The sequence below is a fragment of the Limnohabitans sp. YIMB22184 genome (assembly GCF_048020265.1).
In the GTDB taxonomy this organism is placed as follows: Bacteria; Pseudomonadota; Gammaproteobacteria; order Burkholderiales; family Burkholderiaceae_C; genus Limnohabitans_A.
This window is the reverse complement of record NZ_CP171843.1, coordinates 2,782,963-2,804,586: the sequence shown is the minus strand read 5'-3', so window position 1 is coordinate 2,804,586 and position 21,624 is coordinate 2,782,963. Positions and strand designations below refer to the sequence as shown.

Genomic DNA, 21,624 nt, shown 5'->3' with positions numbered 1-21,624 from the left:
GCCGCTCAGGTTTTCAGCAACACCGGCTCAATGGCCTCGCCTTGCGCGGTGATGCGGCCGATGATCGCGGTGTGCACGTAGCCTGCCGCTTTGAGCGCCTGCACACAGGCAGCGGCTTGGGCTGCGGGCACGCTGGCCAGCAAGCCGCCTGCGGTTTGCGGGTCAAACAGCAGCGGGTAGCGCGGGTCGCTCACGAACTCGTCGGCATTGCGCAGGGCGCGGCGTAGCCGCACATTGGCCGGTTGCAAAGAGCTGACGATGCCCGCTTTCACGCAGTCCAGTGCACCATCCAGCAGCGGCAGGCTGCCCATGTTCAACTCGGCGTCCACACCGGACGGCCGGGTCATTTCCACCAGGTGGCCCAGCAGTCCAAAGCCGGTCAGGTCGGTGCAGGCGGTGGCGCCATGCGTGCGCAAGATTTCTGCGCCCGTTTGGTTGGATTGCACCATCGATTGCAAGGCGGCTGCGATCCAGCGGCCCTTGGCCGCATGGCGTGCGTGCGCCGCAAACAAGGTGCCGGTGCCCATGGGTTTGGTCAGCAGCAGCACATCGCCGGGCTGCATGCCGCCCTTGCGCATCACGCTGTCCATCTTCTCGTCGATCAGTCCGTTGATGGCAAAGCCCAGGGCCAGCTCCGCGCCCTCGCCCGTGTGTCCGCCCACCAGGGCGCAGCCTGCGGCATTCAGCACCTCAATGGCGCCGCCCATCATCTGCGTCAACAGGTCTTCGACCTTGCTCTCCAGGCCTGGTGGCACGGTGACCACGGCGGTGGCGGTTTGGGGTTCGCCACCCATCGCAAAAATATCGCCCAGCGCGTGGTTGGCCGCCACTTTGCCAAACAGATACGGGTCGTCGATGAAAGCCCGGAAAAAATCCACCGTCTGCACCACCGCCATGCCTGGCGGCACGCGCACCACGGCCGCGTCGTCGGGCGAGTGCAAGCCGATCAGCACATCCGGTCGTTCCACCGGTTGCAAGCTGCCCAGTGCGCGGGACAAGATGTTGGAGCCGACTTTGGCGCCGCAGCCGCCGCAGCGCATGGCAATGGCCGAGATGGCCTGCAATGACTCCTCGGATGTGAGGCTCAGGCGCGTGGTGGGGGCTTTGCCCTGCGCCTGGATGTCCTTGAGCAATTGCCTCATCGACCGCATGGCGGTCTGTAAATTGGTGCCTGGCGCTTGGAGCGCCATGTCGGGCAATTCGGTGAAGCGGCGCATGAACTGCCGGTCGATCCGGTCCTTCCAGCGCCACACCCAGTCACCCCCAAAGCCCCAGGGCCCACGCGAACCCACGGCATAGCGGTTGCCGGTGGAGATCAGGGCCAGCCAGTGGCGTTGCGGTTGGTAAGCCAGCAGTTTTTGCCCGCGCAGGCTGCGGCGCAAATTTTCGGCCAAGGGCTTGGCCATGCGCACGGCAAACACACCGGCTTTTTCCAGTGGACGCTCGACCAACGAGGCAATATCGCCCGCAGCAAACACCAGCGGGTCGTTCAGGCATTGCAACTGGGGATGAACGAGTATGAAGCCTTTGTCATCGAGCGCCAGGCCCGTGCTTTGCAGCCAGGCTGGGCCACCGGCTTGGGTGACCCACATGGTTTCGTCGGCATCGAAGGTGCGCCCATCGCGCGTGTGCAGGCAGCCGGGCGAGACCTGCACCACCTCGGCATGCGTGTGCACCTCGACATTGCGCTCTTGCAGCACTTTGGCAAAGCGTGCGCGCACGCCCGGGTTGTGTGTGGGCAAGATCGTGTCGCCTGAAGTCAGCAGTACAAATTTCAGGTCCTCGGGGCTGCGCCCCAGGGCCTTGAGTTCGTGGCGCAAACGGTACTGCATGGACAGCAACAGCTCCACGCCCCCCGCACCACCGCCCACCACCGCAATCGTCATGCGACCCCGATGCGCGGGCCACTGCCGTGCTTTGTCCAACAGGACCAGCCAGCGCTGGTTGAACTGCGCAATCGGTTTGACGGGCACCGCTAGCGTGGGTGCGCCTTCGATGTGTTGCACCTGCGGTGTGGAGCCGATGTTGATGGACAGCAGGTCATAGGCCACCGGCGGGCGGTTTTGGCAAATGACTTTCTGGTTTTTGCGGTCGATGCCGACCACGGCGTCGTGGTACAGGCGTGCACCGGCAAAGGCACACAGGCGGCCCAGGTCGATGTGCACCTCGTCAAAACTGTAGTGGCCCGAGATGTAGCCGGGCAGCATGCCCGAGTAAGGCGTGTCGATGTCGGTGCAGATCACGGTGATGCGCACACCGGGCTCGGGCTGCATGGCGAACATGCGCAGCACGCCCACATGGCTGTGCCCGCCGCCGGCCAGCACCAGGTCGCGCAAAACGGGTTGATGGGAAGATTGCATTCAAGGTGTCCAGAGGTCTTGCACCCAGCGGTGCAAGGCGGCGCGTTCGGCCTGGGGTTCAAACAAGGGTGCGCGCGAGGCGCACTGATCCGCCAAGTGTGCCACCAGGCTGTGACCGGTTTGCGGCGCTCGGCAAGCCAGCAAAAAATCGGCCAGTGCCTGGGCGTCACCGGACTCGAAGTAGCCCGCGTAATCCTCGCCCAACAGGCCCACATTGCCGTCGATGCGCGTGGCCAGCACGGGCGTGCCGCTGCACATGGCCTCCATCAGCACATGCGCGCCGCCTTCCATGCGGCTGCAGTGCACCAGCAGGTGGGCGCGCTGGATGCGCCGCAGCGTTTGCGCGTGAGGTACTGCCCCCAGCCAGCGGTAATGGGGGCATTGCGCTTGCGTGGCCTCAGCGGCCTGGCCCAGGGCGGGGTCGAGCGCTGCGCCAATGTGGTCAATGAACACACCGGTGTCGGGTGGCAACAGTCGGGCTGCCGCCATGAGGGTGAGCGGGTCTTTTTCTTCGCGCAAATGCCCCACCATCACCACGCGCAGGTGGCGCTTGGTTTTGGGCAAGGTCTGGCGCGTGCCGGTGGACTGAAAAATCACGCGGGCCTTGGCCTGGTGCGCTGGCGGCAGGCTTTGCACCCCCAGCCCCTGCAGCACCACCAAGGAGTGCGCCAGTGCCAAAGACTTTTGCGCTTGCGGGTCGTGGGCAATGTCGCGGTACAGATCGGTGCCCGTCAGCACCACGCCCAGGCCTCGTTGGCCGTGCCTGTCGTGCCAAGCCTGCACCGCGTCGGCCGAGCGGCGTGCGTGCAACGCCAGCATCACATCGTCCGTTTCAGCCTGGGCATCGGGCCACTGCCGCACGATGCGGGCAGAATGCGCAGACAGCAGCTGTTGCCAGCGGCGCGCCGTTTGCCAATTGCCATTGTTGGCGTCGGCCAGGGCCGGGCTGACAATGACCACACGAAGTTTTTGCATGGGCGGTTTATACATGAATGGCAGTACCACGGCGGGGGCAGGGCAGACAGACCCGGGCGCATCGTTGGTCGGGTCTTTTTCAGCTTGTCTGGGGCCTGTGCACAGCGCTGTGCGCACCGCCGGGTCAGCGGCTTTGGCCCGCGCCCTGCAAGCCACCCGCACCCGCACGCTGGGGCTGATGCAGGCCTGGCAAAGCGCCCTGCCGGATTTGTCGGTGCCCCCCCTGCCCGGCATGAACCCGCCTTTGTGGGAGTGGGGCCACATCGCCTGGTTTCAGGAATGGTGGACGGTGCGCAACCGTCAGCGCCATCTGGGCACGCGCAGTGCCAGCAGCGGCGCGGACTTTGACGCCTCGCTGCTGCCCCATGCCGATGCGCTCTACAACTCCAGCGAGGTGGCGCACGACAGCCGCTGGGCTTTGTCTTTGCCCGATCTGGCTGGAACGCAGAACTATTTGGCGCAGGTGCTGCAGCGCAGCCTGGGCCACTTGCAAGAGGTGCAAGCCGCAGGCGAGGTTGAGAGCGACGATGATCTGTATTTCTGGCGGCTTGCCCTGCAACACGAAGACATGCACAACGAGGCCTCGGTTTACATGGCGCAGGCTTTGGGGCTGGCCTTGCCCGAGGCCCTTTGCTGGCGCACGGGGGCCTTCCCGATGCAGACCGAGTCCCCAGCACAGATTCATGTGCCGGCGCAGGTCTACACACTCGGCTATGCAGGGCCAGGTTTCGCCTTTGACAACGAGCGCCAGGCCCACCCGGTGGCGCTGGCGGCCTTCAGCATTGACGCAGAGGCCGTCAGCTGGGCGCGTTACCTGCCGTTTGTCCAGGCTACAGGTCACCCTGTGCCGCCGCATGTGCGTTGCGTCCAGGGCGTTTGGCAAGCGCAGCGCTTTGGTCGGTGGCAGGTGTTGGACTTGCAAGCCCCGGCGGTGCACCTGAGCGCGCAGGATGCTGAGGCTTGGTGCCAATGGGCAGGCAGACGCTTGCCCACTGAGGCCGAATGGGAATGCGCCGCGCAGCAGACCGGTTTTGCGTGGGGCCAGGTGTGGGAATGGACGGCCAGCGATTTCGCGCCCTATCCGGGTTTTGAGGTGCATCCCTACCGCGACTATTCAGCGCCCTGGTGGCACCACCACCGCGTGCTGCGCGGGGCGTGCGCGGCCACCTCGGCGCATGTGGTGGATGTGCGTTACCGCAACTTCTTTGTACCCGAGCGGCGCGACATTTTTGCGGGCTTTCGGACGGTGGCCCTGTAAAACGCCGTCAGGCTGCGGCCCAGAACACCGCAAAGCGCTGGGCCGGGTCGGTCCAGACAGGGGTCTGGGCAAAGCCTGCCAAGCGCAGCAAGGCTTCGAAGTTCGGCACCGTCCATTTGCAAGCGTTTTCGGTGTGGATGGTCTCTCCTGCCGCAAACAGGCGCTCGCCGCCCGGCCACTGCACGCGCACTGCGTGGCGCGCCTGCAGGTGCATTTCCACGCGTGACTGCTCGGCGTTGAAGCGCGACAAATGCCGCCAGTCGCGCACCGCGAAGTTACTGCCCACCAGGCGGTTGATGTGCAGCAGCAAATTCAGGTCAAAAGCCGCAGTCACACCCAGCGCGTCGTCGTAGGCCGCTTCGAGTTCGCCCGGGTCTTTGAGCAAGTCCACTCCGATCAGCAAACCGCTGCCCTTGGCCGTGCCGCAAGCGCGGTGCAGGCTTTGCAAAAAGCCCAGGGCCTGATCGGGCGTGAAGTTGCCGATGCTCGAGCCCGGGTAAAACAAGACGCGCGGCTGCGCTGGGTTCAGGCCCAGCGCGTCTGGCAAATCCAAACCACCCGAAAAATCGGTGCCCAGACCGGTCATGGCCAGGCCCGGGTGCTGGCGCTGCAGGCTGTCCAGGGCTTGGCGCACAAAGTCCACCGAAATGTCCACCGCCACATAGCGCCCGGCCTGCAGGGGGCCCAGCAGTCGCCCAGCTTTTTCGCAGTTGCCCGCGCCCAGATCGATCCAGCAAGCGCCTGCGGGCAGATGCCGGGCCATGTCGGCGCTGTGCAGGCGCATGAGTTGCGCCTCGGTACGCGTCAGGTCGTATTCGGGCAGCTCGGTGATGGCTTCGAACAGGCGTGAGCCCAATGCGTCGTACAGGTACTTGGGCGAGGTGAAGGCCTGCGGGGCGCTCAGGCCCTGCAGGAGTTCCTGCGCCACTGCGGCGGCATTGTGCTGGTAGAGCTGGATGAATTGGGGCGTGGTCATGCGGCATATTAAGTCACCGCAGCGGCTACTGGCCTGTCCAGGTTTGGCCCCTTTCCGGTCGGGTGCAAGGATTTCAGGGTGTAATCTCCCCTGTTTGTTTTTTTACAAAGCCACCATGATCTACACCTTCTTTTCCAAATTCCTGACTTCGGCCTGCGCCGGCTTGTTGGCTTTGTCGGCCTTCAGCGCTGCCCAGGCGCAGACTACGCTGCGCGTGACCACCATCCCCGAAGAGGCGGCCACCGAGCAGGTGCGCAAATTCACCCCCTTGGCCAACTACCTGGAAAAGCAGCTGGGCATGAAGGTGCAGTTCACACCCGTGACCGATTACCCTGCGGCAGTGGAATCGCTCGTGAACAAGAAGGTCGACGTGGTCTGGTTTGGCGGCTTCACGTTTGTGCAGGCCAGCATCCGTTCCGGTGGCAAGGTGGTGCCCTTGGCGCAGCGTGAAGAAGACACGCGTTTCCAGTCGGTGTTCATCGCCAAGACCGATTCGGGCATCAAGACCCTGGCTGACATGAAGGGCAAGCAAGTCTCTTTCGGTTCGCAAAGCAGCACCTCGGGCCACCTGATGCCGCGCAGCTTTTTGCTGCAAGCCAAGATCGAACCTGAAAAGGACTTCAAGCGCATTGCCTACAGCGGCGCGCACGACGCCACCATCGCCTCGGTGGTCAGCGGCAAGGTCGATGCCGCTGCGCTCGACATCACCGTCTGGAAAAAGTTCGTGGCCGACAACAAGGTCGACACCCAGGCCGTGAACGTGTTCTACACCACACCGCCTTACTTCAACTACAACTGGTCGGTGCACGCTGACATGCCTGCCGACCTGCGCGAAAAAATCAAGGCTGCCTTGCTGGCCCTGAACCCCGCCAATCCCGAGCATGCCGAGATCCTGAAGCTCAACCGCGCCACCCGTTATGTGCCCACTACGCCCGAGAATTACAAGGGTCTGGAGTCGGCTGCACGCAGCGCGGGCTTGCTGTAAAGCCTGGACGCCGTCACAGTGAACATTGACCTTCAGGCTCTTGAAGCGCGACATCCGGCGGCGAAGCCGGGTGCGCCAGCGGCCTTGCGTGCGTTGAATTTGCAGCTGGCTGCGGGCGAGCAGGTGGCCATCATTGGCCCCTCGGGTGCGGGCAAGACGACGCTGCTGCAGGTTCTGGCCTGCGCGCAGCGGCCCATCCAAGGCAGCTTGCAGTTGTCGGACGTGAACCCTTGGACACAATCGGCGGGAGCCTTGCGCCGTTTGCGCGGTCGGTTGTTTCTGGCCCCGCAGGTGCCACCGCTGCCGCCGCGCCAACGTGTGGTGACTTCGGTGCTGGCTGGGCGTTTGCCCGCCATGGGTTTATGGGCCAGTTTGCGTTCGCTGTTTTACCCAGCGGACATCCCGGCCGCCTACGAGGCGTTGGCGCATTTTGACCTGGGCGATAAATTGTTTGAACGTGTCGACCGCCTGTCGGGTGGTGAGCGCCAGCGTGTGGGCTTGGCCCGTGCCCTGCTGGCCCCGGCCAGCCTGTGGCTGATCGACGAGCCGCTGTCGGCGCTCGACCCGATGCGCGCCCGCATGGCCATGACCGCACTGGTGGGCCTGGCCCGCGAACGCCAGGTCACGCTGGTGGCCACACTGCACCAGGTGGACATGGCACTGGCGCACTTTCCGCGCATCATCGGCTTGCGCGATGGCCAACTGGTGTTTGATCAGCCCCCGGATCAGGTGACCCCCGAGCGCCTGGCGCATTTGTACGACCAGCATGAGCACGAGTTGCGCGGTGAGGCGTTGCCTGCGGCGATGCAAGAGCTTGCACCGGTAGCGCCCGCACCTGTGGTGATGCATTGCCGCTGAGGCGGTCGGGTTCCAGTCCTTTCGCCTACCCCCCATGTCCGCTTCCGTGTCCCATTTGCCTGTGGCCCAGCCTCCCGGGTCACCACCCGAGCGGCCGTTTGTACAAGCACCCACGCGCGATCCGGCGTTTGCCGCACGCGTGTTCTGGCTGAGCCTGGCGCTGGTGCTCTTGTGGCCGCTGGGTGTGGCCACCGAGTTCCGACCCTGGGTGCTGTGGGAGCCCGAGAACCGCAAGGTCACCGCCGACTTTGTACGCAGCTTTTGGCCACTGGTGCACCACCCCGAATTTCTGCAGATGGTGCTGCGCGAGACCTGGCGTACCGTGGCCATGGCCACCGCGGGTGTCACGCTGGCGCTGGTGCTGGCCGTGCCTTTGTCTTTGCTGGCCACGCGGGTTCTGTCGTTGTCGGCCTTGTCCGGTCGCATGGACCGCTGGCCGGCCGTGCTGCGCTGGTGCGTGCGTGCGGCCCTGATTGTGCTGCGCAGCATTCCTGAACTGATCTGGGCGCTGGTGTTTGTGCGCGTGGTGGGCCTGGGTCCCACTGCGGGGGTGCTGGCCATTGCGCTGACCTATGGCGGCATGCTGGGCAAGGTGTACGCCGAAATTCTGGAAAGCGGCGAGAGTCACGCCACCCAGACCCTGATGCGCAACGGCAGCGGCCGGCTGCAGGCCTTTGTGTACGCCTTGCTGCCCAGCCACGCCGCTGAGTTGGCCTCGTACACCGTGTACCGCTGGGAATGCGCCATACGCTCCTCGGTGGTGCTGGGCTTTGTGGGCGCGGGTGGCCTCGGTCAGCAACTGGACAACTCGATGAAGATGTTCAATGGCGGCGAAGTGGCGACCTTGCTGCTGGTGTTCATTGCGCTGGTGGCGCTGGCCGACCGGGTGAGCGCCTGGCTGAGAAAGGCGCTGGCATGAAGTCCTTTTCCCGTGAAGCGGCCAACCCGCCTTACAAACTGCCGCCGCCGATTTTTGATGCGCGCTGCAAGGCGTGTTGGTTCACCGTGGCTTTGCTGGTCTTGGTGGTGGCCAGCTTTGTGTCGCTCGATTTGGATTGGGCGGCTTTTGCATCGATGGAAGCGGCGCGCAGCATGGGCCGCTTTGTGGCGGAGTTTTTTCCGCCAGATTTGTCGCCCGTGTTTGTGAACAAGGTGGCCTGGGCCGCTTGGGAAACCCTGGCCATGTCGGCGCTGGGCACCGCCATGGCGGCGGTTTTGGGCCTGGCGCTGGCGGTGCCGGCCAGCCGCTTGAGCACCCAAGACCCGGCTTGGCTGCGCAGCCCCACACGCTGGTTGCTCAATGCGTTGCGCGCCATTCCCGAACTGGTGTGGGCGGCTTTGCTCTTGATCTCGGCAGGTCTCGGGCCCATGGCGGGGACATTGGCGCTGGCCCTGCACACCAGTGGCGTGCTGGGCCGCCTGTTTGCCGAGGCCATGGAAAACGTGCCCACCGGGCCGGGTGATGCCTTGCGCACCCAGGGCGTGGGGCCGCTGCGCGTGTTCTTTTATGCCACTTTGCCGCAGGTGCTGCCGCAGCTCATGAGCTATACCCTTTACCGCTGGGAAAACAACATCCGCGCCGCCGCCGTGCTGGGCGTGGTGGGTGCGGGCGGCTTGGGGCAGTTGCTGTCTTTCCACATGGGCCTGTTCCACATGAACAAGACAGCCACCATTTTGGCGGCCATGCTGCTGATGGTGGCCTGTGTGGACGCGCTGAGCTTTGCGGCGCGGCGTTGGCTCACACGCTGAGGCGCGGAGAGGTTCCTTCAGGCCTGTAGCCGCCGCTGTGGCCCTGCGCCAAATGTCGGGCCATGTGAGGCCTTTGCATCTGCCCTATATTCGGGACCATGCCGCACGACATTTCCCTCATCACCACCCTGGCCGCAGGCTTCAGCATCGCGCTGGTGCTGGGCTTTGTGGCCGAGCGCATGAATGTTCCCGCCCTCGTGGGTTACCTGTTGGCCGGCATCCTGATCGGCCCCGCCACACCCGGCTTTGTGGCCGATGTGAAACTAGCGGCGCAGCTGTCGGAGATCGGTGTCATGCTGCTCATGTTTGGCGTGGGCCTGCATTTTTCATTCAAGGATTTGCTGGCGGTGCGGCGCATCGCGGTGCCCGGCGCGGTGGTGCAGATGGGTCTGGCCACGCTCTTGGGCATGGGGGCGGCCTGGGCCTGGGGCTGGTCCTGGGGTGCGGGCCTGATTTTTGGTTTGTCCCTGTCGTGCGCGAGCACGGTGGTGCTGCTCAAGGCGCTCGAAGCGCGGGGTGTGCTGGACAGCATGAATGGCCGAATCGCCGTGGGCTGGTTGGTGGTGGAAGACCTGGCCACGGTGCTGGTGCTGGTGCTGATGCCGCCGCTGGCCGGTGTGCTGGGGAGTTCGGTGGTCCCTGTACCCGGTGCCGAGCCGCTGTGGGTCACGATCGGCAAAACCCTGCTGCAGGTGGCAGCCTTCATCGCCATCATGCTGGTGGCCGGGCGTCGCGTTCTGCCCTGGCTCTTGTGGCACATCTCGCGCACCGGCTCGCGCGAGCTGTTCACCTTGTCGGTCATCACAGCCGCCATCGGCATTGCCTACGGTGCGGCGCAGCTGTTCAGCGTGTCCTTCGCCCTCGGGGCTTTTTTCGCGGGCATGGTGATGCGCGAGTCGGAATTCAGCCACCGCGCCGCCGAGGAGTCGCTGCCTTTGCGCGATGCGTTTTCGGTGCTGTTTTTTGTGTCGGTGGGCATGCTGTTCGAGCCGGACATTTTGCTGACGCAACCCCTGCACGTGCTGGCGGTGGTGGCCATCATCATCGTCGGCAAATCGATGGCGGCGTTGGCGATTGTGTTGGCTTTTCGCTACCCGCTGAACACAGCCCTCACGGTGTCGGCCAGTCTGGCCCAGATCGGCGAGTTTTCTTTCATTCTGGCGGGGCTGGGCCTGTCGCTGGGCTTGTTGCCGGCCGAAGGCATGAGCCTGGTGCTGGCTGCAGCGCTCATCTCCATCGCGCTCAATCCCCTCTTGTTCGCGGCCATCGAGCCGATGCGCCGCTGGATTCTTGCCCGCTCGGCCTTGGCCCGCAGTCTGGAGCAGCGCGACGACCCCTATGCCGAGCTGCCCATGAGCACCGAACGCAAGTACCTCTCAGGCCAAGTGGTGCTGGTGGGTCATGGCCGGGTGGGTCGGCGCATTGCTGACGCGCTCACGGCCGGCGGCATTCCGTTTGTGGTGGCCGATCAAAACCGCGAACTGGTCGAAGACCTGCGCAGCCAGGGACTGGTGGCGGTGTCGGGCAACGCGGCCGATCCGGCGGTGTTGGCCCAGGCCCACATTGCCGATGCCGCGATGCTGGTGGTGGCCACGCACGACCCGCTGACGGTGCGTCAGATGGCCAGTACTGCACGCACCTTGAACCCGGACATCGAGGTCGTGCTGTGCATGCACAGCGAAGACGAGTCGTCTATGCTGCGCAAGGACGGCGTGGGCACCGTGTTCTTTGGCGAGGAAGAGCTGGCCAAAGGCATGATCGGCCATGTGTTGGCGCGTGTTGCGGCGCGCAAGAGCACCGCAGCCACAGCCTGAAGCGGGCCGCGGTATTTCAGTCTGGGCAGTCGGCCGGGGACAGTCCCGGCCCATAAGCGGTCATGAACATCGCCATCGCCCGTGCCACCGTTTCGCGGATTTCCTGGGGGGGAAGGCTCCCCCAAGGCATTGAACAGGAAGGGCTCGATCCACTCGGCTTCCAGCAGCCCTTTGAGCTGCAGCGCAGCGATGCCCGGGTCGGCCTGGCGCAGCTGGCCCCGGTTCATGGCTTGTTGCAAAAAAGCCGCGATGGCCGCTTGGCTGCGTACCGGGCCCATCTCGTAACAAGCGCGGCCCAGCTCGGAGGGCCTGCCTTATGACATCACCATGCGGCGAATGGCCTGCATCTGTGGTGAATACAGCAAGGCCAATAGGCGCTGCCCGAAACTTTGCAGCGCGAGCGTGATATCAGATTGGTCCGGGTCCAGCGCTTACAGCGTGGCCTGCCGCTTTGCCTCGCTTTTGGTGCGCAGCTGGTTCAGGCAACAGCTTGCGCAATCTCAGCACGTGCGTCGCTCATGGCTGCGGCTTTGGCTTCATCGCCCATGGCCAGACTTTCGGCGCGCACGATGCGCACGTCGGTGATGCCGAAGAAGCCCAGTACCACCTTCAGGTAGCTTTCCTGGTGCTCCATGGCCTGACCGCCCTCGCTGGTCGAATACACGCCGCCGCGCGTGGATGCCACGATCACCGTCTTGCCGGTGGCCAGACCCTCCGGGCCCTTTTCGGTATAGCGGAAGGTGCGGCCGGGCTGGGCCAGTCGATCGATCCAGGCTTTGAGCTGGGTGGGGATCGAAAAGTTGTAAAGGGGTGCGCCGATGACAACCATGTCAGCGGCCAAAAACTGGGTCACCAGTTGTTCGGACAAGGCGTTTTCGGCGCGTTGTGCGGCGGTCGGCTCAGGCTGGGCCACGCCCTTGATGGCGATGGCGTCGGCCCCAAAGTGGCCTGGCGCATGGACCGCCAGGTCCAGGTGTTCGACGGTGGTATCCGGGTGTTTTTGCACCCATTGGGCGACGATCTCGGCGGTCAGTTCGCGTGACGCGGAATGAGCGCCCAGGATGCTGGAATCAATGTGCAGGAGTTTCATGGTCCGGGTTCTTTCATTTCAAGCCACCCCACTTGGGCGTCAAGGCCTGCGGGGTGACTGGGCTGGTGGGTTTCAGATGTTGCGGTTGTAACGCTGTGGGTAGAGCTGGTTGAGCTTGAGACCGGATTCACCATCGGCCAAGGTGTCGCCAGTGCGGATGGCTTCAGCCAGTTCGGCCTTCACTTGTTCACGGGTTTTGCTGTGCGAGGCAGCTTGGGCGGGGTAGCGGCTGGGGTTGATCTGGTTGAGCTTCAGGCCGGTTTCGCCATCGGCCACAACGTCACCGGTGCGTACGGCTTCAGCCAGCTCGGCTTGCACTTGCTCGCGCGTTTTGCCTTCGAATGCGGGCTTTGCTGGGTACAGGCCTGGGAACATTTCATGGGCTTTTTGGCCTGTTTCGCCGTTGGCCACGATGTTGCCGGTGCGCACAGCTTCGGCCAGTTCGGCTTTGACTTGTTCGCGGGTTTTGGGTGCCGAGGCATCGGCAGCGATGGCGTTGGAAGCGGCCAAAGTAGCAACTGCGAGGGCGATGGCGGAGAAGGTCGAGCGGTTCATGATGAGGTTTCCTTGAAAGTTGAAAAAACAGGCCGCCGGTCTTTTGGACTGGGCTTTTGGCCTGGTCGGTGCCGCATGGGTTGAAAGCGCTGCATCGATGGGTTGAACTGTAAAATTTCTGAATCCATAGAAAAACAACCAAAAATACATTGGGTTGTTTCTAAATGCGGAACAATAGAGGGCTTGAAATCCCGTTTTGGAGTGCGCCATGGACCGTTTGTTATCGATGCGTGTGTTCGAGCGCGTGGTGAGCGAGGGCGGTTTTGCCGCTGCGGCCCGTGCGCTGGACATGTCGGCGCCTGTGGTGACGCGCTTGGTCGCCGATCTGGAGGACCACCTGGGCACGCGCTTGTTGCAGCGCTCGACCCGCCGTTTGTCGCTGACCGAAGCAGGACAGCAATACCTTGGCCGCGTGCGCAGCATCCTGCAAGACATCGACGAAGCCGATGCGGTGGTCAGCGCCCAGACCACCGAGCTGGCGGGTCTGCTGCGCCTGCACGCGCCACCGGTCTTGGCGACCTATGTGATTTCGCCTTTGCTGGCCGAGTTCCGCAGGCGCTACCCCAAGATCCTGATAGAGCTCGAGGTGGAGACTTTGCGAGAGCCGCCCATCGAGGATTTCGACATCACCTTGTTGGGCACCGACGAAAGTTTTGACGGCGATGTGGTGGCGCGCAAGGTGCTGGAGTCCGAGGCCATTTTGGTGGCCTCGCCCGATTATTTGCGCCGACGTGGTGCGCCGCAGCATCCGCAGGAGCTGGTGCAGCACGATTGCCTGCGCCTGAAAATGCCCCACATCCGGCCGCGTGTGTGGCAAATGTGGTGCCCCGACAACCCGACCCAGCCCACCGAGGTCGACATCCAGCCCGTGCTGCTGGTCAACCACACCGACAGCTTGCTGCGTGCGGCGATCGATGGCGCGGGCATCACGTCCGTGGCGGTGGACATGGTGGCGCCCTATTTGACACGCGGTGAGTTGGTGCGCGTTCTGGCCCCCTGGATCACGGGCCGATTGAGCATGTACGCGGCCGTGCCCACCCGCAAATTCATGCCTCAGCGCACCCGGGTTTTTCTGGATTTTCTGGTCGAGGAGACGCGGCTGCAAACCGCCAAGGCCTTGGCGGCTTGCATGAACTGTTGAGAGGCGTGCCCATGGACGGGCGTCTTTGGGGAGTCAGGCCGCCCGCTCAGACTTGCAAGAAGGACAGCAGGGCTTTGTTGAATGCCTGCGCATGCGACACATTCAGGCCATGCGGTGCACCGCCCACACGCACCATCTGGCTGTGGACTATGGCCTGGTGTGTGCGTTCGCCAGAGCCTTCGATGGGCACGATCGCAGCGGCGTCACCATGGATCACCAGCATGGGCACGGTGATCTGTTTCAGGTCGCTGCGGAAGTCGGTGGTACTGAAAGCGTCCATGCAAGCCAGCGCCGCATGTTGCGCCGACTGACGACACAGGGCGATGGCTTCGTTGCGTTCGAGCTCGCTGACGCACAACACGCCGTGTGCGGAGAAAAACCGCTGGGTGAAGGTCTCAAAAAAAGCATCACGGTCCTGCGCCAGGGCCTGTCTGGAGGCGTGGGCAGCGTCGGGGGTCAGCGGACCCTCAGGGTTGTCGGCGGACTGCATCAGGCAAGGCGGCACCGCCGCTGCAAACACCACACTGTGCAAGCGTGACTGACCGTGGCGGGCGATGTAACGCGCCACTTCCCCGCCGCCCATGGAAAAGCCGACCAGCGTCGCATCTTGCAGATTGCACTGCGTCAGGACCTGTTGCAAGTCGTCGGCCAAGGTGTCGTAGCTGTAGTCCGAATCCGGTTTGTCTGAGCGCCCAAAGCCACGGCGGTCATAGGTCACCACACGGTAACCCGCTGTCTGCAGCACCGATACCTGAGGTCGCCAGGCCTGCGCCGTCAAGGGCCATCCGTGGATCAACACCACCGGGCGGCCGTGGCCAGCCGTGTCTTCGATGTGCAGGTGTATGGGGGTGGCTGGGGCTGAAGGTGTGTGGCTGGCTTCTTGCGCGAGCACCGTGGCGGCTGTGCCGCCCAAAGCACCGACCACCGCCCCCACCCCAACACCGACCATCGCCCCCATGGGGCCGCCGACCAAGACGCCAATGCCAGCACCTGCGGCTGCACCCGTGGCCGCGCCGGCCACCATGCCACCTGCCTTCAGTACCGAATCGGATTCGCGTTGGGCCTCTTCGGGGTTCAAGGTGAACTGCGCGGCGGAGTCCGGGTCTTGTGAAGGTACGCCATGGCCGGGGCGCGCCTGGTCTGCAAGGTCTTTGTCATCAGCCGGGATGGGCAGCGGGGGTGTGGGCATGGGGTTCTCCTGAAGCTGGCATGCGACGCTCGAACGCGTGCGTCATGCCTGTCAGAACAAACCTTATGCCTTGAGCCCCACGTGGGTCTGTGTGGCGGCGCACGACCACCATGGCCCGATGAATACGTTGCGCTTAGCTCAAGCGCTTCACTTCGCCATCGAACAATGCCCGCCACTCGTGGCCTGGCCCGAACCTGCCGCAATCAGTGGTGGTTCGTTGCGCAGATCCACCGGATTGGACGTCTTGAAGTCCCAGGCCAGAAAGGCGGCCAGGCTGAGCCAGAAAACCGCTTGCAGTTGCTGTGTTTTGTTCATGCGGCCTCCTTCAGAACTGGTAATGGCGGCGCACGCGCACGCCGATCAGCGTGCCCGCGAAAGCCAATGGCACCCAGATCCAGCCGTGCAGGCTGCCGGTGGAGATGCCGCTGAGCATGGCGCCGATGTTGCAGCCAAAGGCCAGGCGCGAGCTGTAGCCCATCACAAAGCCGGCCACCAGGCCAATCACCCATTGCTGCGTGGTGAGGGGTTTGCTGTCGCCAGGCGCCTTGGCCGACACCCACAGCGCACCGCCTAGGATGCCAATGTTGGTGATGGTGGTCACATCCATCAGCACGGTTTGCGTCAGGCGCTGCGCGTTGCCTGCCTGGCCCCAGAAGCCGTTACCCACCGGGTCGAACAGGCCCAGCGCCACCGCGCCTTTGGCCGCCCACAGGCCAAAGCCATAGACCACGCCCCAGGGTTGGCCGGCCAGCAGCAGGTTGATGGTGGCCAGAATGGCCAGCGCCACGGCACCCCAGAGCCAGCGTTTGTTGAACCAGGTCTGGCCCGCGCCCACCCACAGGCGGGTGACCACCAGCACGGCGGCCAGCAGCGCCAGGGTCAGGCCCAAGGCACCGGAGGTGCCCAGTTGTTCGCTCAGGCTCACGGGTTCCATCTGGCCGAGAGACAACCAGCTGTCCAGGTGCACCGAGCCCAGAAAACTGCCCAAAGCGAACAGCGGCAGGATGCCCATGTTGAGCGGCACACCCAGGCCCGCTTTGTAGAGCGTGCCCGAGCCGCAGCCGTCGGCAATTTGCATGGTCAAGCCGAACACGAAAGCGCCCACCAGCAGGCTCACGCTGGGTGGGCCCAAGGCGGCGTGCAGTTCAGAAAACTGGCCCAGCAGCGGCAGCGCCGCCAGACTGGCCAGTGCCAGCAGCAGCACCTGGCCCGTCACGCCTTGGGGGTTGCGTTGTTCGATGAGCTGACGCCAGCCCGTGGTGAAGCCAAAGCGGGCCCCGGCCAAAGCCGCGCCCATGCCCACGCCTACCAGCAGCAAGACCGACTGGCGTACCGAGACTTCGAGGATCAGGAAGATGAAAAAAGCGGCCAGGATGGCCGCTAAAGGGAGTCGTTTCATAAGCCTTATTGGACCATCACTTGCTGAAGGTTTTGGCACCCCAGGCCTTGGCGTCTTGCAGCAGCTGGGTGGTGCGGCTGGGCACGTTGGCCATGGGCAGACCGTTCGGGTCTTGCGACCACTCGACCATGGAGCCTGCGTAGAGCTTCACGTTTTTCTGGCCCAGCACTTCGGACATGGCAAACCAGTTGGTCGCTGCCCAGTGGCCGGTGTTGCAGAAGGAAACGGTTTCCTTGGCGGGGTCGATCGGGCTGGCGGCGGCGATTTTCTTGGCTTGATCAGCGGGCACAAAGGTCGAGCTGCCGGGGGCGAACCACTTGTCGTGCTGCAGGTTCACGGCGCCGTCCAGGGTGCCAGCCACTTTGGCCGCGGGGGCTTTGGTTTCGCCGTTGAAGAATGCGGCAGGGCGGGCGTCGATCAGGGTGGCGTCACCGGCCTTCACGCGCTGGATCAGCTCTTCTTTGGTGGCGATCTGGCTTTGGTCCAGTTTGGGCTGGAAGTTGCTGGCGGCGACTTTGACGGCGTCGGTGTTTTGCGTCAGACCGGCTTCGCTCCAGGCTTTCAGGCCGCCGTTGAGCACGGACAGTTCCTTGAGGCCCAGCACTTTCAGCGTCCAGTACACGCGGGCGGTGGCACCGAAGTCGGTGGCGTCAGCGCCGCTCGACACCACCACCGCGTGGGTGGCGGGCGTCAGGCCCAGGCTTTGCACCAGCGCCGTCAGCTTGGGCAATTCGGGCAATTCACCCGGGTTGTGCGCGGGGCCGCGCCAGCTGCCGTAAGGTGCGTTCACCGCGCCGGCGATGTGCCCGGCGCCATAAGACTTGGCGTCACGGATGTCGATCACGCGCACTTGGGGGTTGTTCAGTTTGGTCTGTAGCTCGGCAGGGCTGAGCAGGGGTTGGGCGGCCGAGGCGGCAGCCGACAGGGCCAGGCCCAGAACCAAGGTGGTGAGGTGTTTCATTTGGACAATCCCTTGAGGGTGGTTGAAAACAATGGTGCGATTGTGGCCAGCCGCCAAAGACATGGGAACGATTTTTTAGTTGGTTATATATGCCGTTGTGGATATAAGCAGAAATGCACCCTCGGGTGTGGTGGTTTGCAGACCACTCAAGGTTGTGTATTGAGGGCATGTCTTTGCGCCACCCACAAGGCGGCGGTGGCCAACAGGCTGGCCACCAGCAGCCAAAGCAGGGCCAATTGGTAACCGCCTGCGGGTGACCACAGCAGGCCCACCGTCAAAGGGGCGGCGGCTCTGGCCACCGCGATCGGTAGGCCCAGCAAACCATTGAGCTGGCCCACGTGGTCGCGGCTCACGTATTGGGCCAGCGCCGTCCCTTTGACGATGGTGATCATGCCGTTGCCCAAGCCGAACAACAGCACAAACAGCAGTGCCCCTGCCGGGTGAAAACCCCCGAGTAACAGCGCCAGCACCCCCATGGGAATAAAGCCAGGAATCCAGCGGTTGGCGGTGTGCACGTCCCAGCGGCGTTCAAAGAGAAATAACACCCCTCGCCCCACCACCTGGATCACGCCAATGGCCGCTGGCACGGCAATCACCCATGTCGGCGACAAACCCGCCTCTTGCAGCAAAGCGATCATGTGAGCAGGCAGGGCAGAGGTGACCGACATCATGAGCACCATGAACAGGGCCAGCAGCCAAAAGGGGGCGTGTCGCAGGTGTTCGCGTACAGATTCAGGAGGCGGCGCCACGTCCGTGTGCATCCGGTCGGCGTGAGCCGCTGGGCGTGGTGCGCCTTGCAGCAGCCAGCCGTGCAAAGGCACACACACCAAAAATTGCAGCGCCGCCAGCGCCCACAGGGCTTGTCGCCAGCCCCACAGGTCCATCCACCAGGAAAACAAGGGGATGAACACGGTGCTGGCCAAGCCGCCCAGGAACGTGAGGGTGATGATGGCGCGGCGAAAGTCCTGTCCATAGCGCCTTGTGACCACCGCAAATGCCGGGGTGTAGAGCGTGGCGGCCATGCCCAGGCCCAGCCAGATCCAGGCGGCATAAAACCCGGCCACCGATGTCACTGCGCTGTGCCCCAGCAAACCCAGCCCGACCCAAACCGACCCCAGCGTCATCACCACTCGCTCGTGTCCGGCGTCGATCCAGCGACCGACCGCATAAGCCATCAAGCCCTCGGCCAGCAGCGCCAGGCTGAAGGCCAGCGAAGACTCGGCCCGGCCCATGCCCAGCTCGGCCTCAAGAGGCGTCATGAGCAAGGAAAAGGTGTAGAAAACACTGCCCCAGGTGATGAGCTGGGGCAAAGACAGCCAGAAGCTGAAGGGGATCAGGCGTGGTGCGTGCACGGCAAAAAGTGCTTCAGGCCGCCACGCTGCGGTACAGACGGTGCATGGGCCAGAGCATACCCTTGGCCCGGCCGGTGGCCGCCAGGGCGCACTTCAGGCTTCCTTGAGCACCCGCCGGTACTGCACCGCTTCGGCCACGTGCGCGGCGGCAATGGTGTCACTGCCGGCCAGGTCGGCGATGGTGCGGGCCACTTTCAGGCTGCGGTGGGTGCTGCGCCCGCTCCAGCCAAGCTTGGCGGCAGCCTTTTGCAGCAAACTGGTGGCGCTGTCTTCCAAGCGTGCATGGGTGTCGATGGCCTGGCCTTGCAATGCCGCGTTGGCGCAGCCCTGGCGGGCCAGGGCCCGTTCACGGGCGGCCAGGCTGCGGGCAGCGATCGCTTCGGTGCTTTCACCGGGCGGTGCATTCAGCAGGTCTTGAGCGGGCAGGCTGGGCACTTCGATGTGCAAATCGATCCGGTCGAGCAGTGGGCCACTGAGCTTGCCTTGGTAGCGGCTGACCTGGTCGGGTGAGCAGCGGCAGGCCCGCGTGGGGCTGCCCAAATAGCCGCAGGGGCAGGGATTCATGGCGGCGATCAACTGAAAACGCGCTGGAAACTCGGCCCGCCGCGCTGCCCGGGCGATGGTGATGGTGCCGCTTTCCAGCGGTTCGCGCAGGGCTTCCAAAGCGGCTCGTGGAAACTCTGGAAGCTCATCCAGAAACAGCACCCCATGGTGCGCCAGCGAAATCTCACCTGGCCGGGGTGGCGAGCCGCCACCGACCAAAGCCACCGCACTGGCCGAATGGTGCGGCTGGCCGGTGGGGCGTTGCGCCCAGCGGGCCAGATCAAAGCGCCCGGCCAGGCTGGCCACCGCCGCCGACTCCAGCGCGTCTTCGATCGACATGGGCGGCAGCAAACCCGCAAAACGCTGCGCCAGCATGGATTTGCCCGAGCCTGGCGGGCCGACCATGAGCAGCGAATGGCCCCCGGCGGCGGCGATCTCCAGCACCCGTTTCACGCCGGCTTGGCCTTTCACATCGGCCAGATTGGCGTAGCGCGGTGGTGCATGGGGCACAGACGCTGCCATGCGCACCCAGCCTTCGCCCGGCTCCAGCGGGGGCTCGTTCGAGGGCGGTAAAAACTGCTGCACCACGTCGAGCAAATGCTGTGCGCGAAAGACTTCGGCGTCGGGTGCGAGGGCGGCTTCTTCGGCGCTGCCCGGTGGCAACACCAGCCGGGTGCGCACGTGCTGCTGGCGCAGCACCAGGCTCATGGCCAGTGCGCCGCGCACCGGGCGCAGTTCGCCCGACAGCGACAACTCGCCCGCGAATTCATAGCCGTCCAGCTTGCTGGCGTCGATCTGTCCGCTGGCGGCCAATATGCCCAGCGCAATCGGCAAGTCCAGCCGCCCGGAGTCTTTGGGCAAGTCCGCCGGGGCCAGGTTGACGGTGATGCGCTTGTTGTGCGGAAAGTCCAGCCCGCTGTTTTGCAAGGCTGAGCGCACGCGTTCGCGGGCTTCCTTGACCTCGACATCGGCCAAGCCCACCAAGGTGAAGCTGGGCAACCCATTGGCCAAATGCACCTCAACGGTGACGGGCGGCGCCTGCAAGCCGACCAAAGCGCGGCTACGCACCAAACTGAGACTCATATCCTCTCCCTGCCCCATGCTGGTGCATGGTGTGTGTCCGTGCACGCAGATCATGCGCACGGCTCTTGTTGGAATCCTATTCAAGCACGCACAGAGCGGGCGTGCACTGGTAAATGCCCTTGGTGATGCGGTGTGAAGTGGGTTGGCACGGTATCTGCATGAGGTGCTTGTCCTTTCTTCACCTTTTTGGAGTTCACCATGAAAAAGATCCTCGTTCCTTCCCTGATCGCCCTGGCTTTGGGTTCTGTAAGCGGTTTGGCGCAAGCCCAGGCAGCAGCTCCCGAGAGCAGCCTGTCCTTCAACGTGGGTGTGACCAGCGACTACCGTTACCGCGGTATTTCCCAGTCGCGTCTGCAGCCTGCTTTGCAAGGCGGTGTGGATTACGCGGACAAGAGCGGTTTCTACGTGGGTGCTTGGGGTTCCACCATCAAGTGGATCAAAGATGCAGGTGCAACAGACGGCACTGTTGAAGTAGATATTTATGGTGGTTATAAAGGTGCTGTTGGCGATGTAGCCTATGACGTAGGTTTTTTGCGTTATGAGTATGTGGGTAACAAACTGGCGGGTACAGGGTCGTTTGTAAATGCAAACACCAATGAAGTTTACGGAGCAGTTACTTACGGTCTTTTCACGGCTAAATATTCGCACGCAACCACAGACTTGTTCGGAAATGCCAATACAAAGAACAGCTATTACGTTGACTTGAGCGCCGCGATTGATCTTGGTAACGGATTCAACCTTGTGCCGCATATTGGCTATCAAAAAGTTAAGAACACCACAAACGGTTCTTACACCGACTATGCGCTGACTTTGAACAAAGATCTTGGAAATGGTTTGACAGCTTCAGGTGCTTTGGTTGACACAAATGCTGACCAAGCTTTTGGCTATGCCACACCCGCAGGTAAGTTCACCGGCAAGACCGGTCTGGTCGTCGGCCTGAAATACGCCTTCTGATTCCCGCCCCAACACACAAGGAGCCATCATGAAACTGGTGACCGCCATCATCAAACCCTTCAAGCTGGACGAGGTGCGTGAAGCACTTTCGGGCATCGGCGTGCAGGGCATCACCGTGACCGAAGTCAAAGGCTTCGGTCGTCAAAAAGGCCACACCGAGCTGTACCGTGGCGCGGAATATGTGGTCGACTTTTTGCCCAAAGTGAAGATCGAAGCCGCTGTGTCTGACGAACTGGTCGAGCGCGTGATCGAAGCCATCGAAACCGGTGCCCGCACCGGCAAGATCGGCGACGGCAAGATCTTCGTGTACGACCTCGAACAAGTGGTTCGCATCCGCACCGGTGAAACCGGTGGCGAAGCCCTTTGATGGACAAGAAAGAGA

The 21,624-nt window shown here is 63.5% G+C and carries 20 protein-coding genes and 1 pseudogene; 9 read left to right on the top strand and 12 right to left on the bottom strand.

Features of this window, described 5'->3' with window-relative positions; genetic code table 11:
- Nucleotides 1-5 precede the first annotated feature (5 nt).
- A complete protein-coding gene (gene selD / locus ACHEXL_RS13035; protein WP_416559827.1) occupies nucleotides 6-2,360 on the bottom strand; it encodes a selenide, water dikinase SelD in 2,355 nt (784 codons plus the stop codon).
- Nucleotides 2,361-3,335 (bottom strand): selenoneine biosynthesis selenosugar synthase SenB, encoded by a 975-nt coding sequence (gene senB, locus ACHEXL_RS13030; RefSeq protein WP_416559826.1) that lies wholly within the window; start codon nucleotides 3,333-3,335, stop codon nucleotides 2,361-2,363.
- Between senB and senA the strand changes: the two genes are divergently transcribed.
- Nucleotides 3,334-4,593 (top strand): selenoneine synthase SenA, encoded by a 1,260-nt coding sequence (gene senA, locus ACHEXL_RS13025; RefSeq protein ID WP_416559825.1) that lies wholly within the window; start codon nucleotides 3,334-3,336, stop codon nucleotides 4,591-4,593. The two genes, senB and senA, sit on opposite strands and share 2 nt — an antisense overlap.
- A 7-nt stretch (nucleotides 4,594-4,600) precedes the next feature.
- Here senA and egtD read toward each other — a convergent pair whose 3' ends face one another.
- Nucleotides 4,601-5,569 carry an L-histidine N(alpha)-methyltransferase gene (gene egtD / locus ACHEXL_RS13020; protein WP_416559824.1) on the bottom strand — a complete coding sequence of 323 codons (969 nt, stop codon included), beginning with the start codon at nucleotides 5,567-5,569 and terminating at the stop codon, nucleotides 4,601-4,603.
- Nucleotides 5,570-5,684: 115 nt separating this feature from the next.
- Between egtD and ACHEXL_RS13015 the strand changes: the two genes are divergently transcribed.
- The 5 genes from ACHEXL_RS13015 (at nucleotide 5,685) to ybaL (ending at nucleotide 10,975) form a co-directional block, all read left to right on the top strand.
- Entirely contained in the window at nucleotides 5,685-6,554 is an 870-nt protein-coding gene (locus ACHEXL_RS13015) for a putative selenate ABC transporter substrate-binding protein (RefSeq protein WP_416559823.1), read from the top strand.
- 18 nt (nucleotides 6,555-6,572) lie between these two features.
- The gene (locus ACHEXL_RS13010; protein WP_416559822.1) at nucleotides 6,573-7,412 is read left to right on the top strand and encodes a phosphonate ABC transporter ATP-binding protein; all 840 of its coding nucleotides are present in this window, start codon (nucleotides 6,573-6,575) and stop codon (nucleotides 7,410-7,412) included.
- Between the two features lie 34 nt (nucleotides 7,413-7,446).
- On the top strand, nucleotides 7,447-8,331 hold the full coding sequence (locus ACHEXL_RS13005) for a PhnE/PtxC family ABC transporter permease (protein ID WP_416559821.1): 885 nt from the start codon (nucleotides 7,447-7,449) through the stop codon (nucleotides 8,329-8,331).
- Nucleotides 8,328-9,161: a phosphonate ABC transporter, permease protein PhnE gene (phnE, locus tag ACHEXL_RS13000; RefSeq protein ID WP_416559820.1), complete on the top strand. Its 834-nt coding sequence runs from the start codon at nucleotides 8,328-8,330 to the stop codon at nucleotides 9,159-9,161. The genes ACHEXL_RS13005 and phnE overlap by 4 nt, the downstream gene beginning before the upstream one ends.
- Nucleotides 9,162-9,259: 98 nt before the next feature.
- A complete protein-coding gene (ybaL, locus tag ACHEXL_RS12995) occupies nucleotides 9,260-10,975 on the top strand; it encodes a YbaL family putative K(+) efflux transporter (RefSeq protein ID WP_416559819.1) in 1,716 nt (571 codons plus the stop codon).
- Nucleotides 10,976-11,142: 167 nt separating this feature from the next.
- On the opposite strand, the pseudogene ACHEXL_RS12990 reads toward ybaL, so the two are convergent.
- From ACHEXL_RS12990 to ACHEXL_RS12980, 3 genes and pseudogenes are all read right to left on the bottom strand, one after another.
- Nucleotides 11,143-11,253, bottom strand: a pseudogene (locus ACHEXL_RS12990) (TetR/AcrR family transcriptional regulator C-terminal domain-containing protein); the annotation flags it as partial.
- A gap of 200 nt (nucleotides 11,254-11,453) precedes the next feature.
- A complete protein-coding gene (locus tag ACHEXL_RS12985; protein ID WP_416559818.1) occupies nucleotides 11,454-12,065 on the bottom strand; it encodes an FMN-dependent NADH-azoreductase in 612 nt (203 codons plus the stop codon).
- A gap of 72 nt (nucleotides 12,066-12,137) precedes the next feature.
- Nucleotides 12,138-12,620, bottom strand: a complete 483-nt coding sequence (locus ACHEXL_RS12980; RefSeq protein WP_416559817.1) for a DUF4148 domain-containing protein — start codon at nucleotides 12,618-12,620, stop codon at nucleotides 12,138-12,140.
- Nucleotides 12,621-12,828: 208 nt separating this feature from the next.
- On the opposite strand from ACHEXL_RS12980, the gene ACHEXL_RS12975 reads away from it, so the two are divergent.
- Nucleotides 12,829-13,761: a LysR family transcriptional regulator gene (locus ACHEXL_RS12975; RefSeq protein ID WP_416559816.1), complete on the top strand. Its 933-nt coding sequence runs from the start codon at nucleotides 12,829-12,831 to the stop codon at nucleotides 13,759-13,761.
- A gap of 46 nt (nucleotides 13,762-13,807) precedes the next feature.
- On the opposite strand, the gene ACHEXL_RS12970 is transcribed toward ACHEXL_RS12975, so the two are convergent.
- From ACHEXL_RS12970 to ACHEXL_RS12945, 6 genes are all read right to left on the bottom strand, one after another.
- Complete coding sequence (locus ACHEXL_RS12970; RefSeq protein WP_416559815.1) at nucleotides 13,808-14,950, bottom strand: alpha/beta fold hydrolase; 1,143 nt, start codon at nucleotides 14,948-14,950, stop codon at nucleotides 13,808-13,810.
- 147 nt (nucleotides 14,951-15,097) lie between these two features.
- A complete protein-coding gene (locus ACHEXL_RS12965) occupies nucleotides 15,098-15,265 on the bottom strand; it encodes a hypothetical protein (RefSeq protein WP_416559814.1) in 168 nt (55 codons plus the stop codon).
- 10 nt (nucleotides 15,266-15,275) lie between these two features.
- The gene (locus ACHEXL_RS12960) at nucleotides 15,276-16,349 is read right to left on the bottom strand and encodes a YeeE/YedE thiosulfate transporter family protein (protein ID WP_416559813.1); all 1,074 of its coding nucleotides are present in this window, start codon (nucleotides 16,347-16,349) and stop codon (nucleotides 15,276-15,278) included.
- Nucleotides 16,350-16,365: 16 nt separating this feature from the next.
- A complete protein-coding gene (locus ACHEXL_RS12955) occupies nucleotides 16,366-17,310 on the bottom strand; it encodes a sulfurtransferase (RefSeq protein WP_416559812.1) in 945 nt (314 codons plus the stop codon).
- Between the two features lie 146 nt (nucleotides 17,311-17,456).
- Nucleotides 17,457-18,662 carry an MFS transporter gene (locus ACHEXL_RS12950; RefSeq protein ID WP_416559811.1) on the bottom strand — a complete coding sequence of 402 codons (1,206 nt, stop codon included), beginning with the start codon at nucleotides 18,660-18,662 and terminating at the stop codon, nucleotides 17,457-17,459.
- Between the two features lie 93 nt (nucleotides 18,663-18,755).
- Nucleotides 18,756-20,288 (bottom strand): YifB family Mg chelatase-like AAA ATPase, encoded by a 1,533-nt coding sequence (locus tag ACHEXL_RS12945; RefSeq protein ID WP_416559810.1) that lies wholly within the window; start codon nucleotides 20,286-20,288, stop codon nucleotides 18,756-18,758.
- 198 nt (nucleotides 20,289-20,486) lie between these two features.
- Here ACHEXL_RS12945 and ACHEXL_RS12940 point away from each other — a divergent pair, with 198 nt between their 5' ends.
- Complete coding sequence (locus tag ACHEXL_RS12940; protein WP_416559809.1) at nucleotides 20,487-21,242, top strand: TorF family putative porin; 756 nt, start codon at nucleotides 20,487-20,489, stop codon at nucleotides 21,240-21,242.
- Between the two features lie 28 nt (nucleotides 21,243-21,270).
- Nucleotides 21,271-21,609 (top strand): P-II family nitrogen regulator, encoded by a 339-nt coding sequence (gene glnK, locus ACHEXL_RS12935; protein ID WP_416559808.1) that lies wholly within the window; start codon nucleotides 21,271-21,273, stop codon nucleotides 21,607-21,609.
- Nucleotides 21,610-21,624: the final 15 nt, after the last annotated feature.